We start from the raw sequence: 13278 nt of genomic DNA on the forward strand, positions 1-13278 counted from the left end.
GAGGATCTGATGCTCGCGGCACAACGGCAACACCTGATCCTCCAGGAGGTCCACAGCGAGGGAACGGTACGGGTGGCCACCCTCGCAGCGCGCCTGGACGTCTCCGAAATGACCATCCGCCGTGACATCGATGTCCTCGACGCCGGCGGATTCGTCCTGCGCGTCCATGGCGGAGCGGCCAGGACGGACAGCTTCAGCGCACTGGAACCCGGATTTGCCAGCAAGTCCACGCGGGGGCTTCCCGCCAAGGCTGCCATCGCCGCAGAAGCCATCAGCCTGGTAAGGCCCGGGATGACCCTGCTCATCTCGGGCGGCACCACCACGTTTGAACTGGCCCGGATGTTGCCACGGAACTTCGATCTGACCGTAGCCACCAACTCGGTCATGGTGGCCAACTCGCTCGCGGCTGCGGATCCCGCCGGGGAGGACGGGGGAATCCGGACCCTGGTGCTCGGCGGGGAACGGACGCCATCCGAAGCGCTTGTGGGGCCACTGACCGTCCGGGCCGTCAGCACCGTTGCCGCCGACCTTTGCTTTATGGGCGCCCACGGCCTGGACCCCCAGGCCGGGCTGACCTCGCCCAACCTCCTCGAGGCCGAGGTCAACGCCGCCATGGTCACAGCATCCGGACAGCTCGTTGTCCTCGCGGACTCCAGCAAGTACGGCCTTATTGGCCTGGCCGGCATATGCCCCCTGTCCGCCATCCACACCCTGGTGACGGACAGCGGACTCAATCCGGCCTCCCTGGCTGCCCTCCGACAAACCGTGCCCGACGTCCGGACGGCAAGGATTCCAGACGGCCGGGACGGGCCTGCAAAACCAGCCACTGCCCGCGCGGACCGCGACACACGGCGATCCCAGCCACCAGCACCCGAAGGAAAAACGCCATGACAGGTATCACCAGCACCAAGCTTTCCGATGGCCGGGAGCTGATCTATTTCGACGACGCCGCAACGCCCAAGCCACGGACCGCGGAAACCACAACTGACCGCCGGCCTCTTCCGGAACGCGGCGAGCCAGGCGAAGTAAGGTTCGATGCCCTCACTGATGAATGGGTGGCCGTTGCCGCCCACCGGCAGGCGCGCACGCACCTGCCGCCCGCGGACCAGTGCCCCATCTGCCCCACCACAGCGAACAATCCCTCAGAGATACCGGCGCCGGACTACGACGTTGTGGTGTTTGAAAACCGGTTCCCTTCCCTGGGCCCCGCCGTCGGACCAACACCGGCCGCCCCTGAATGGGGAACCACCGGCCCGGCGTACGGGCGCTGCGAGGTGGTGTCCTTCACTCCGGACCACACCGGATCGTTCAGCGGACTGAGCGAGGCCCGGGCGCGGACAGTGGTGGAGGCCTGGGCACACCGTACCGAAGCGCTCAGCAGCCTGGCGGGGACCAAGCAGGTGTTCCCCTTTGAAAACCGGGGTGCCGACATCGGCGTGACCCTTCACCACCCGCACGGGCAGATCTACGCCTACCCGTACGTCACGCCCAGGGCCGGGGTCCTCGGCGCCGCGGCACGGAAGTTTTACGATAAGTCGGACGGGCGGCAGACCCTCACGGGGTCGCTGCTGCAGTCCGAGCGGGAGGACGGGAGCCGGATGGTGATGGAGGGTGAAAACTTCAGTGCCTACGTACCTTTCGCTGCGCGCTGGCCGCTTGAGATCCACCTGGTGCCGCACCGGCAGGTGCCCGACCTGGCCGCCCTGAGCGGGGAGGAAAAGGACGAACTGGCGCATGTGTACCTGGACCTGCTCAAACGCCTCGATGCCCTGTACCCCACGCCTACGCCGTACATCTCGGCATGGCACCAGGCCCCCCTCGATGACCTCCTGCGCCCCGCAAGCTACCTGCACCTCCAGCTGACGTCACCGCGCAGGGCGGCTGACAAGCTCAAGTACCTGGCCGGATCCGAAGCCGCGATGGGCGCCTTCATCAACGACACCACGCCCGAAAGCGTGGCGGAGCGGCTCCGCGCCGTGACCGTCCCGGAGTCCACCCCCGCCACTACAGCCCTCCCCCTGGGGGCCCTATCTGAAGGAGCACACGCGTGAGCGCCGCACACGATCCGTTGACAACACAGGCGCCGCCCAGCGCGGCGGACCTCGCCGCCCGCTTTGAGCGGGAGTTCGGCAGGCTTCCCGACGGCGTCTGGCAGGCACCGGGCCGCGTCAACCTGATCGGCGAACACACCGACTACAACGAAGGCTTTGTGCTTCCGTTCGCGATCGACAAGACCGCCCGCGTGGCCATCGCAGCCAGGGCGGACTCCGCGATCCGGCTCCTGTCCACTTACGGGGACCAGGGCGTGGTCAGCGCCGACCTCGGCACCTTGGAAGCCGCCGCTGCCAAAGGCTGGACGAAGTATCCGCTCGGTGTCATCTGGGCCCTGCAGGAGCGCGGAATCGCAGTTCCGGGCCTGGACCTGCTGCTCGACTCCAATGTCCCGCTTGGCGCCGGCCTCTCCTCATCCCACGCCATCGAGTGCGCAGTCATCTCAGCCCTCAACGACCTGACGGGTGCCGCGCTGGAGCCCGAGGAAATGGTCCTCGCCACCCAGCGGGCGGAAAACGATTTTGTTGGCGCCCCCACGGGCATCATGGACCAGTCGGCCTCACTGCGCGGTTCCAAGGGTCACGCCGTGTTCCTTGATTGCCGCGACCAGAGTGTCCAGCTGGTTCCTTTTGAAGCCGAGCCTGCCGGCCTGGTGATGCTGGTGATCGACACCAAGATCTCCCACTCCCACGCCGACGGAGGGTACGCCTCCCGCCGGGCATCCTGCGAACTGGGCGCCGAGGTCCTCGGCGTCAAGGCGCTGCGCGACGTCCGGGTGGACGATCTCGAAGAGGCCGCCGGACTTCTGGACGAGGTCACCTACCGGCGCGTACGCCACGTAGTGACGGAAAACGACCGTGTGCTGCAGACGGTCGAGCTGCTGGCGAGTGAGGGCCCTGGCTCCATTGGCGCCCTGCTGGATGCCAGCCACACCTCCATGCGGGACGACTTCGAGATCTCCTGTCCGGAACTGGACCTGGCCGTAGCGACGTCGCGAGCCAACGGGGCGATCGGCGCCCGGATGACCGGCGGCGGCTTTGGCGGGGCGGCCATTGCGCTCACCCCGGTGGACGTGGAGAACCAGGTGCGTGCCGCCGTCGAACACGCTTTCGCGGAGGCCGGCTACAAGGCACCTGACATCTTCACGGTCACGCCCGCGGCCGGCGCAATGCGCCTTTCGTAGGGCGCTTCCAGACACAAGAGGAGAGGGTCCCCGCCGGTGCAATACGCACCAGGCGGGGACCCTCTCCTTTGTGTTGGAATGACGACGGCGGACGCCGGCTTGGGTGCTAGTCGTCGCCGCGCAGGATGGCGAGCAAACGGATGATCTCGACGTAGAGCCACACGAGGGTGACGGTCAGGCCGAATGCTGCGGTCCAGGAGAAGCGCTGCGGGGCGCCGCTCTGGACGCCCGCCTCGATGCTGGTGAAGTCCATAACCAGGGAGAACGCGGCCAGGCCGATGGCAAGGACGCCGATGGCCACACCGATGATGCCACTGCGCAGACCGAACGGCTCAGTGGTCAGGCCCGTCACCATCATGACGAGGTTCACCAGGGAGAACAGGGCGTAGCCGGCCAACGCGATCATGAAGAACTTCATGGCCTTGGGGGTGGCACGGACCTTGCCGCTCTTGAACAGGAGCAGCGTCACGGTGAAGACGGACAGAGTGCCGATGACAGCCTGGAGCCCCACACCCGGGTACATGGTGTCCAGGACGCGGGTCAGTCCGCCGAGGAACAGCCCCTCAAGGCCTGCATAGGCCAGGATCAGTGCCGGCGACGGCTGCTTCTTGAACGTGTTGACGAGCGCCAGGACGAAGCCGCCCAGGGCGCCCACGATCATCAGCAGGCTCGCGAGCCCCATGCTGACGAACAATGTCACCGCGGCACCGACGAGCAGCACTCCGAGGCAGGCGGCGGTCTTGACGATGACGTCGTCGTACGTCATCCGGCCGGTGTCTGCGGGGCCCGCAGCCGGCTGGTTGTACATCTGCTGCAACTGCTCGTTGGTCATGTTCTGCTGGGCGTAGCCGCCCTGGCCGTCCATAACCTGGCCGGGCGCGCGGCCAAACGACTGCTGTCCGTACGGCTGACCATAGGGCTGCTGGCCGTAAGGTGCCTGTCCGTAGGGCGCCTGCGGGACAGGCGGCGCCTGCGTTGCTCCACGGAAGTTCTTTCCGTTGAAGATCGGGTTTCCGCCAAGTGCCATTGCTGGTGTCCTCCAAGTAAGGGATAGGTGTTGAACCTTATGATTCACGTTACCAATTTCCACGCACTGGCGCCGCCAAAAGTTCCCTGCCGTTGTGGACGCAACCCAACTGTGACATGGGGCTTTGCCTTTCGAACCCGTCCCTTCGCCATTCGCCGCGAGCCAACTGTTAAGAAATACCGGGAATCAACAAAAGTTTCTTTAGGAATGCTAAAGATGGGCGGGTGCGCCGCTACACAGTTGTTATCCGATCGCGACCCCGCGGCCGCTTTTGGCGGCATTTATTGCGCCCTGAGCGCTGTAACATAAGGCCAAGCCGGGTGACGGAAATCACAGATGTACAGCGTTTCCCGATGTCAGTACCGCATCACTGTCTGTCCCGGCTACGTTCGCAGCGGTTGCAATGGCGCAGCCGAGACCACCCCCAAGTGGAGGTTTTTCAATTTGAGAAGTACATCCAAAGGCCTGCCGCACCGGCGGCGCGTCGGATTGCTGAGAATGATGGGGGCCATCGCTGCGTCCATCCTGGCAATCCTGCTCGTCGTTGCACCGGCATCACAGGCCACTTCCCCGTCACCGACACCATCCCCGTCGAATACGACATTCCAGAACAACATCAGCGGCTTCCTTCGGGATGACACCCGGGCACCGCTTGCCAATGTCACGGTCACCGCCAAAAGCGGCGACTTCACCGGGACCACGAAGTCGGCTGCGAACGGCTCGTGGAACATCGGAGTCCCCGAACAAGGTACATATGAAATCGAACTGGATGAGTCCACCCTGCCGGAAGGGATCAAGCTGGCCGATGGCCAGGATAACCCCCGCTCAGTGACCTTCAGCCAGACGTCGAACCTGTCAGTCATTTTTGCTTTCGGGAAAGGCATTGTGGTCCAGCAGCAGGACTTCGGACAGAACCTGCTGAACCGCCTCGTGGCGGGTCTGAGCTTTGGCCTCTTGCTGGCACTGGCGGCAGTGGGGCTATCGCTCATCTTCGGCACCACCGGCCTGACAAACTTCGCCCATGGCGAGATGGTCACCCTCGGCGCGGTCCTGGTATTTACCTGTAACGCGGTTGGCATGCCCTTCTGGCTGGCCATCCTTTTGGCGCTCCTTGGCGGCGGCCTCTTTGGCTACGTCCAGGACGCGGGGCTGTGGAAGCCGCTGAGGCACCGTGGCACCGGGCTGGTCCCGATGATGATTGTCAGCATCGGTCTCGCATTGGCCGTGCGGTACATTATCCAGTTCAACTTCGGCGGCGCCACGCAGCAGCTGCCGTTCGCGCAGAGCCCGGAAATCCAGCTGGGCCCGGTGTCCATCTCCCCCAACAACCTCTGGTCGCTGGTCATTAGTGCCGTCGTCATCGCCATCCTCGGCGTCATCCTGCTCAAGACCCGGCTCGGCAAGGCAACCCGGGCTGTGGCTGACAATCCCGCACTGGCAGCCGCATCCGGGATCGACGTGGACAACGTCATCCGCATCGTCTGGGTCGCCGGCGGCATGCTGGCGTCCCTGGGCGGCATACTCTGGGCTTACTACCGCCCCGGCGTCACGTTCGACATGGGGTCCCAGCTCCTGCTGCTCATCTTTGCCGGCGTCACCCTGGGCGGCCTCGGAACTGTCTGGGGCGCACTTATCGGGTCCATCATCGTCGGCATCTTCGTCGAACTGACCACCGTGGTCGGCCTTGCCGCAGACCTCAAATACGTGGGAGCACTTTTCATCATGATTGTTGTCCTCTTGTTCCGGCCGCAGGGCATCCTGGGCCGTCGCGAGCGCGTGGGTTAGGAGACGGACATGGACTTTGGATTCATCCTTGCCAGCGCTTTCGGCGAAATTTTCACTCCAACAACCGCTGCCTACGCGCTTGCCGCCCTGGGCCTTGCCGTGCACTTCGGCTACTCCGGGCTGCTGAACTTCGGGCAGGCCGGCTTTATGGCGGTCGGCGCGTACGGCTTCGCCATCTCGACGCTCACCTTTGGTGTCCCGTTCTTTGTGGGGCTGCTTATCGCGGTGGTCTGCTCTGCCATCTTCGCCCTGCTGCTGGGCATACCCACACTCCGGCTGCGCGCCGACTACCTCGCCATTGTCACCATCGCTGCGGCAGAGATCGTCCGCTACATCGTCACCACGAACCAGCTCACCGATGTCACCGGCTCAGCCGACGGCCTCGCCGCATTCGAGCTAGGGTTCTACGCGATGAACCCCTTCCCCGAGGGGTCCTACCTGGGGATGAACAACCGCGATTTCTTTATCCGCGTAGTCGCCTGGAGCGTAGTGATCATCTGCTGCCTGCTGGTGTGGCTCCTGATGCGGAGCCCCTGGGGACGCGTCCTCAAAGGCATCCGCGAAGATGAGAACGCCGTCCGGTCCCTGGGAAAGAACGTGTACTCCTACAAAATGCAGGCCCTGATCATCGGCGGTGTCCTTGGCGCCCTGGCAGGCATGGTCTTTACCCTCCCCCGCGGGTCGGTGCAGCCAGCCAACTACGGCACAGAACTCACCTTCTTCCTCTACACCTGCCTGCTTCTCGGCGGCCTGGGCACCGTCCTGGGCCCCGTGGTCGGCGCCATGATTTTCTGGGTGGTCCTGTCGCTGACCCAGGGAATCCTCTACGGCCTGATCGAATCCGGGGCAGTCACCTGGCTCAACACCGTCCAGGCCGGGCAGTTGCGTTACATCCTCGTTGGCATCGCCCTGATGCTGCTGATGATTTTCAGGCCCCAGGGCGTCTTTGGCAATAAAAAGGAGCTGGCGTTCGCATGAGCAAGCACAGCGAAAATCCCGCCGCGGGTGCCGCGGAAGAAAACGTCGACTACATGACGGACCAGCGGCCCATTGCACTAGGCGAAACCGCACCCGGCTGCAAGAAACGCGATCCAATCGTGGTGGCCGAAAACGTCACCCGGAGCTTTGGCGGCATCAACGCCGTGGACGTCGAATACCTCGAAATCCCGCGCCACAAAATCACGGCGCTGATCGGCCCCAACGGCGCCGGCAAAACAACTCTCTTCAACCTGTTGACCGGGTTCGATACCCCGAACTCCGGGAAATGGCAGTTCGAGGGCAACAGCCTTGCCGGAGTCTCCTCGTACAAGGTGGCGCGCATGGGCATGGTCCGCACCTTCCAGCTCACCAAGGTGATGGGCAAGCTGACGGTCATGGAGAACATGCGCCTCGGCGCGTCCAACCAGCCCGGCGAAAGCCTGTCCAAGGCCCTCTTCAAGAACATTTGGGGAGTCAGGGAAAAGGAGATCACGGCCCAGGCTGAAGTACTGCTGGAGAAGTTCAAGCTGGACGCCAAGAAGGACGACTACGCGGCCTCGTTGTCGGGAGGGCAGCGAAAGCTGCTCGAGATGGCCAGGTCACTGATGGTGCGTCCCAAGCTGGTGATGCTGGACGAACCCATGGCCGGGGTCAACCCTGCGCTAACCCAGTCACTTCTGGACCACATCAAGAACCTCAAATCCGAGGGGATGACGGTGCTGTTTGTTGAGCATGACATGCACATGGTCCGCCACATCGCCGACTGGGTGGTGGTCATGGCCGAGGGCAAGGTGGTGGCCGAAGGTCCACCCGGCGATGTCATGAAGAACCCCGCAGTCATCGACGCCTATCTCGGCGCCCACCACGACGTCGACCTCGGCGACGCCGAGGGCATCAAGGAGCTCGAGGCTGAACTTGAGGCTGACGAAGAGTCGATTGTGGGCACGGAGAATGCCGGCATCATTGCCGTCGACGTTGTGGCGCCGGAACTCAAGCAGGAGGACCGTGAAAAGCCCGGTTTCAAAGAAAGGGGTACGGAATGAGCGCCACGAGCACGGCTCCGTCCGCACAGCCAGCACCCACTGATGACGCAGTTGTCACCGTCAAGGACCTGGTGGCCGGATACCTCCCGGGTGTGAACATCCTCAACGGCTGCAGCATCGAAGCCCGCAAGGGTGAACTGATCGGCATCATCGGCCCCAATGGCGCTGGCAAGTCCACGCTGCTCAAGGCCATGTTCGGCCTGGTGAAGGTCCACTCCGGCACTGTTGTGGTGCGCGGGCAGGACATCACCGGGTTGAAGGCCAACAAGCTCGTCACCAAGGGCGTGGGATTTGTCCCTCAAAACAACAACGTCTTTGCGGCGCTGACGATTGAGGAAAACATGCAGATGGGCATGTTCCAGCGGCCCAAGGACTTCGCGGAGCGGTTCGACTTTGTCACCAGCCTCTTCCCCGAACTCGGGAAACGCCGGGCCCAACGTGCGGGCTCGTTGTCTGGCGGTGAGCGCCAGATGGTGGCAATGGGCCGGGCACTCATGATGGACCCGGCCGTCCTGCTGCTGGATGAGCCCTCGGCCGGGCTCTCCCCCGTCAAGCAGGATGAAACGTTCCTTCGCGTGCACGAGATCAACCGGGCCGGCGTTTCGGTGATCATGGTGGAACAGAACGCGCGCCGCTGCCTCCAGATCTGTGACCGCGGCTACGTCCTGGACCAGGGACGGGATGCCTACACAGGCACGGGCAGGGAGCTCATGAAGGACCCCAAGGTCATCCAGCTCTACCTGGGGACCCTGGCCGACCAGGACTAGGTTCCACCCCATCCTGCGCAGGAGGGCCGCTGCCGGCGAATGATGCCGGCAGCGGCCCTTTTCTGTTGCGGCCGGGCAACCGGGGCGGGTCCGGCCAACCTGTGCACAGCAAGAAGCCCCCGTCCGTTGGATCGGACGGGGGCTTCAGGCTGTCTTCGGAAGCGGCTTACAGCTTGCCGAACTCCGACTTGACCGGCTTGAGCGTGTTCTCGGCCGTGTACTCGTAGATGCCGATGTAGGCCTCCGTGGGATCACCGGCGTCGGAGAACGTTACGGGGCCGGACTGGCCGTCATAATCGATGTCCTTGCCATTCCGGAGGAGAGTGACGCACGACGGGTACGTGGTGCACTTCTCTCCACCCAGCGACACTTCCTTCAGCTTCGCGGCGATGTCCACGCCCTTGACGCTCTTGGCCGACTCTGCGGCCAGGGCAATCAGATTCACGGCGTCATATGACTCGCCGCCGTAGGTGAAGTCCTTCAGGGCCGGGTCAACTCCCAAGAGTTCCTTGGTGAAGGCCTCAGCAGCGAAGGTGCCCGGGAAGGTGCCGTGCGCCCCGGTCATGGTTCCGGGCTGGAGGACCTTGCTGTAGTCCGACGTGTTGCCGTCCACGAGGAACAGCTGGCCCGACTTGACGCCCTTGCCCGTGATTAGCGGCAGGATGCTCTTGGCCTCATCAAAGGAGATGAGCACTATGGCGTCCGGCTTGGCGGCCACCACCTTGTCAATCTGGCTGCTGAACTGCGTGTCACCGGTGTTGTACAGCTCTTCTGCCACAACCTGGCCGCCAGCTGCCTCAAAGGCCGCCTTGACGTTCTTCGCCAGGCCTGTGCCGTAGGCATCATTCAGGACGATCATGCCAACCGTCTGGGCGCCACAGGTGGCCATGAAGTTGCCGAGCACCTTGCCCTGGAGCACGTCAGAGGGCGCGGTCCGCCAGTAGAGTCCCTTGTCATCCCAGGTGGTGAAGTCCGGGGACGTGTTGGCCGGCGAGAAGTGGACTACTCCAGCGCCGGTGATCTGGTTGATCACGGTCTTGGATACCGAGGAGGACGCTGCGCCGACAATCGCGTTGACGCCCATGCCGAGCAGCGCAGTGGTGGACTGTGTCGCAATGTCGGTCTTGGTGTCGCCGGAGTCGCGGTGGGTGACCTCAATCGGCTTGCCGAGTACGCCGCCGGCGGCGTTAATTTCCTTCTTCGCGAGCTCCACGCCGGCAATTTCGGGCGGGCCGAGGAAGGCGAGGTTTCCGGTGGTCGGCAGCAGCGAGCCGATCTTCAGAGGTTCGGGACTGGTAGTGGTTGAGGCCGGGACGGCTCCGCTGGGAGCTGCGGCGGCCGATTTGCTGGCACCGGCACCGTCTCCCGCTGGGCAGGAGATTGCGCCTGCAGGGGCGGTGGTGGTTTCCGTCGAGCTCGGCGTGGAGGTACCACCACAAGCTGTAGCCAGAAAGGCGACGCCGACGCTAAGCGCTGTGAGCTTTGCGAGACGGGGTGCCGCCGGGGAAAGTGAAATCATTGACAATCTCCTGGATCGAAAGGTGCGAACGGCCTTTGACGCGGATGATCAGGTGTTCCTGATTTAACTTTCAAGCTAGTGCATATCCCAGACGGATATAAGTGACTGAGGTCACATCCTTATAACAGTCGTTGCATATGCGAAATCTCCGGACCGCAGGATCCGTTGAGGTCAAGGACGACACGCGATGCAGCGCAGGATGAAGGCATCAGTGGGAGAATTTGTGCCCCAGGCGAGACTCGAACTCGCAACACGCGGATTTTAAGTCCGCTGCCTCTGCCAATTGGGCTACTGGGGCGCCCGGTCTATGGTATCCCGTCACATGCGTGCCAGCGGACCGGCATACCGGAATGTCCCGTGGACTCCGCCGGGCCACACCGCCAGCGGCAGGAGCTGGAAGTTATCGGCCCAAACCTCTTCCGGAGGCCGGACACCCAGGGACGTTGCGGGCACGAATCCGAAGCGCGGGTAGTACTCTGTGCTCCCCAGAAGCGCGATGCCGCTCTCCCCCGCAGCGTTGGCCCGTGAGATGGTTTCGTTCATCAGTGCGCTCCCAATGCCGTGCCGCTGGAGCCTGGGCGTTACGCCGATCGGCCCAAGCCCCAGCAGCTCATGCCCGTCCACCCACCCGCGCGTACTGATCACATGGCCCACTACTTCGCCGTCCAGGACGGCAACGATACTGAACTCCGGCAGGTACTCGTCGCATTCGAACAACTGGCGCAGCACTTCAACTTCCACTGGCTCCCCCTCCGCCGGAAGGCCGGTGGCCGGCGAGATGGCAAAAGCCTCGGCAGTCAGTGCCAGGACCGCAGCGCGATCGGCCTCCGTCTCGTTGCGCAGCAACAGCTCAGGCCGGGGCTGGTTCCGGCTTTCCGCCTGCAGCTCGGCCAGGACCTCGACGGCGCGGGCAGCGTCGGCGACCGGTACCAGAAGGTGGTCATGATGGAAGCCGGCCAGCACGTTGCAGCTGATATGGGCATCCGTCAGGGCTTTTCCGACGGCGGCGGTCAGGCCCACTGCCTCAAGTTCCGAATGCACCTGAAGGGTGATCCACGCTGCCACGAAGTCATAGGCAAGGCCCAGGCGGTCCGCTTCATCCCTGGGCAGGACGACGGTGAGGCCTTCAGCCTCACGCACCGCAGCTTCGATCCCGGCCGCCAGCGGCTTGCCGTGGGGCCACAGGACGTAGACGTACTCCCCCTCCCGCAGGACGGGGTGGATCGAGGCCAGCAGGGTCTGGAGGTTCTTTTCACCAGTCATGGTGCCAGTCTAGGAGGGCGGACCGCCCAGACCACGAGGGCACTCCGGGGAAGCTGCCTAACGCAAACGGCGGCCATCCCCCACAAGGGGACAGCCGCCGTCGGGCGTTAGAGCTGCAGGCCGGGCGGAACGCTGGCCTTACTTTGCGTCAGCGGTGACTGACTGCTTGGGGTCGACCTTTGTCTTCTCAGCAGTTCCGGGAGCCCCCGGCGTCGGCGCGTCGGCCGGCGAACCCGCAGGCGCAGCAGGTGCGGCAGCGGGCTTGGGAGCCGGGGATGCTGCTGCCACGAAGGCACCACGCGGGTTGTCGAGGTCGATCAGCTGGGTGGTGTCGCGGCCAGCGAAGAAGCTGATGATCCAGTTGAAGATCACCCGGAACTTGCGCTCGAACGTGGGCATCGCCATGCCGTGGTAGCCACGGTGTGCCAGCCAGGCCAGCGGGCCCTTGAGGCCGATGCTGCCGACGAGGTTGATGTTCGCGACACCCTTCCATTCGCCGAAGCCGGCCACGGCACCCAGGTTCTTGTGCTTGTAGTCCTTCAGCGGCTTGTCCCAGCGGGAGGCCCACAGGTTCTTGGCGAGGCGCTTGGCCTGGCGAAGGGCGTGCTGGGCGTTCGGGACGCAGGTGCCGTCCGGCAGGCCGCTTCCGGTGAGGTCCGGCACGGCTGCGAGGTCGCCGGCAGCCCAGGCGTTCTCGACGATTCCTTCGTCCCCTGCGATGCGGAGGTCGGGAAGGGTGCGGATGCGCCCGCGCGGCTCGAGCGGGAAGTCGGTGGAGCGGACCATCGGGTTGGCCTGCACACCGGCAGTCCAGACGAGGGTGTCTGCTTCGAAGTCCTGCGCCGGCGTCTTGTCCGGGAGGTTGATGAGCTTGATGGAGCCCTCGGCGTTGTCCAGCGAGGTGTTCAGCAGGACCTCGATGCCGCGGCTGCGGAGGTGCTCCACAACCCATTCAGCCTGCTTGGCCGTGACCTCGGGCATGATGCGGCCCATGGCTTCGACCAGGACGAAGCGGACTTCCTCCTGGCTGATACGCGGGTTGTTCTTGACCGCGGCGCGGGCCAGGTCTTCCATCTCGGTGATGCATTCGATGCCGGCAAAGCCGCCGCCTACAACCACGAAGGTCAGTGCCTTGGCGCGTGCTGCGGGATCGGTGATGGTGGAAGCAGCTTCAATGCGCTCCAGCACCTTGTTGCGAAGGGCCACGGCCTCTTCGATGGTCTTCAGGCCGATGCCCTTGTCCGCCAGGCCCTTGATGGGGAACGTGCGGGTGATGGCGCCAGCGGCCATCACAACGTCGAAGTAAGGAATCTCGAAGTTCTCGCCGCCGTCCGCGGGGGCCACAACGGCCGTGCGGTTGGCGTGGTCGATCGAGGTGACACGGCCCTGGATCAGTTCCGTCTGCTTGAGGTGCTGGCGGTGGGAGACCACTGCGTGGCGGGCCTCGATGTTGCCGCCGGCGACCTCGGGGAGGAACGGCTGGTAGGTCATGTAGGGCAGGGGATCCACGAGGGTGACGATGCCACCGGCATTCGCGATCTTCTTCTGCAGTTTGAGTGCTACGTACAGGCCGACGTACCCGCCGCCGACGACGAGTACCCTGGGACGGTCCTGGAGCTCTGGGGTGGTTGCCATGATTTAAGGATACAGCACTTTGTGAA

The 13278-nt window shown here is 64.2% G+C and carries 11 protein-coding genes and 1 tRNA gene; 7 read left to right on the forward strand and 5 right to left on the reverse strand.

What is annotated here, in order from left to right:
* Positions 1-9 precede the first annotated feature (9 nt).
* Genes J2X42_RS19485 through galK form a run of 3 tightly spaced genes read left to right on the forward strand, consistent with a single transcriptional unit; the run spans position 10 to position 3235 of the window.
* Positions 10-891 (forward strand): DeoR/GlpR family DNA-binding transcription regulator, encoded by an 882-nt coding sequence (locus J2X42_RS19485; protein WP_310167534.1) that lies wholly within the window; start codon positions 10-12, stop codon positions 889-891.
* Complete coding sequence (gene galT, locus J2X42_RS19490) at positions 888-2051, forward strand: galactose-1-phosphate uridylyltransferase (protein ID WP_310167535.1); 1164 nt, start codon at positions 888-890, stop codon at positions 2049-2051. Before J2X42_RS19485 ends, galT begins: the two co-directional genes overlap by 4 nt.
* The gene (gene galK, locus J2X42_RS19495; RefSeq protein ID WP_310167536.1) at positions 2048-3235 is read left to right on the forward strand and encodes a galactokinase; all 1188 of its coding nucleotides are present in this window, start codon (positions 2048-2050) and stop codon (positions 3233-3235) included. The genes galT and galK overlap by 4 nt, the downstream gene beginning before the upstream one ends.
* Before the next feature lie 106 nt (positions 3236-3341).
* Here galK and J2X42_RS19500 read toward each other — a convergent pair whose 3' ends face one another.
* Positions 3342-4262: a Bax inhibitor-1/YccA family protein gene (locus J2X42_RS19500; RefSeq protein WP_310167537.1), complete on the reverse strand. Its 921-nt coding sequence runs from the start codon at positions 4260-4262 to the stop codon at positions 3342-3344.
* A 501-nt stretch (positions 4263-4763) separates the two neighbouring features.
* Here J2X42_RS19500 and J2X42_RS19505 point away from each other — a divergent pair.
* The 4 genes from J2X42_RS19505 to J2X42_RS19520 are packed head-to-tail and all read left to right on the forward strand — an operon-like array spanning position 4764 to position 8835.
* Positions 4764-6047 carry a branched-chain amino acid ABC transporter permease gene (locus J2X42_RS19505; protein ID WP_310167606.1) on the forward strand — a complete coding sequence of 428 codons (1284 nt, stop codon included), beginning with the start codon at positions 4764-4766 and terminating at the stop codon, positions 6045-6047.
* Positions 6048-6056: 9 nt separating this feature from the next.
* Positions 6057-7025 carry a branched-chain amino acid ABC transporter permease gene (locus tag J2X42_RS19510; protein WP_310167538.1) on the forward strand — a complete coding sequence of 323 codons (969 nt, stop codon included), beginning with the start codon at positions 6057-6059 and terminating at the stop codon, positions 7023-7025.
* Positions 7022-8068 (forward strand): ABC transporter ATP-binding protein, encoded by a 1047-nt coding sequence (locus tag J2X42_RS19515; protein WP_310167539.1) that lies wholly within the window; start codon positions 7022-7024, stop codon positions 8066-8068. The genes J2X42_RS19510 and J2X42_RS19515 overlap by 4 nt, the downstream gene beginning before the upstream one ends.
* A complete protein-coding gene (locus J2X42_RS19520; RefSeq protein WP_131132693.1) occupies positions 8065-8835 on the forward strand; it encodes an ABC transporter ATP-binding protein in 771 nt (256 codons plus the stop codon). Before J2X42_RS19515 ends, J2X42_RS19520 begins: the two co-directional genes overlap by 4 nt.
* A 166-nt stretch (positions 8836-9001) precedes the next feature.
* On the opposite strand, the gene J2X42_RS19525 is transcribed toward J2X42_RS19520, so the two are convergent.
* The 4 genes from J2X42_RS19525 to J2X42_RS19540 form a co-directional block, all read right to left on the reverse strand.
* The gene (locus tag J2X42_RS19525; RefSeq protein WP_310167540.1) at positions 9002-10354 is read right to left on the reverse strand and encodes an ABC transporter substrate-binding protein; all 1353 of its coding nucleotides are present in this window, start codon (positions 10352-10354) and stop codon (positions 9002-9004) included.
* A gap of 224 nt (positions 10355-10578) precedes the next feature.
* Positions 10579-10652: transfer RNA gene (locus J2X42_RS19530), tRNA-Leu, on the reverse strand.
* Positions 10653-10672: 20 nt separating this feature from the next.
* Positions 10673-11617, reverse strand: coding sequence for an N-acetyltransferase (locus J2X42_RS19535; RefSeq protein WP_310167541.1), 945 nt, complete (start codon positions 11615-11617; stop codon positions 10673-10675).
* 138 nt (positions 11618-11755) lie between these two features.
* On the reverse strand, positions 11756-13252 hold the full coding sequence (locus tag J2X42_RS19540; protein ID WP_310167542.1) for an FAD-dependent oxidoreductase: 1497 nt from the start codon (positions 13250-13252) through the stop codon (positions 11756-11758).
* Positions 13253-13278 lie beyond the last annotated feature (26 nt).

Origin of the sequence: Arthrobacter sp. BE255 (genome assembly GCF_031457335.1) — a bacterium.
In the GTDB taxonomy this organism is placed as follows: Bacteria; Actinomycetota; Actinomycetes; order Actinomycetales; family Micrococcaceae; genus Arthrobacter.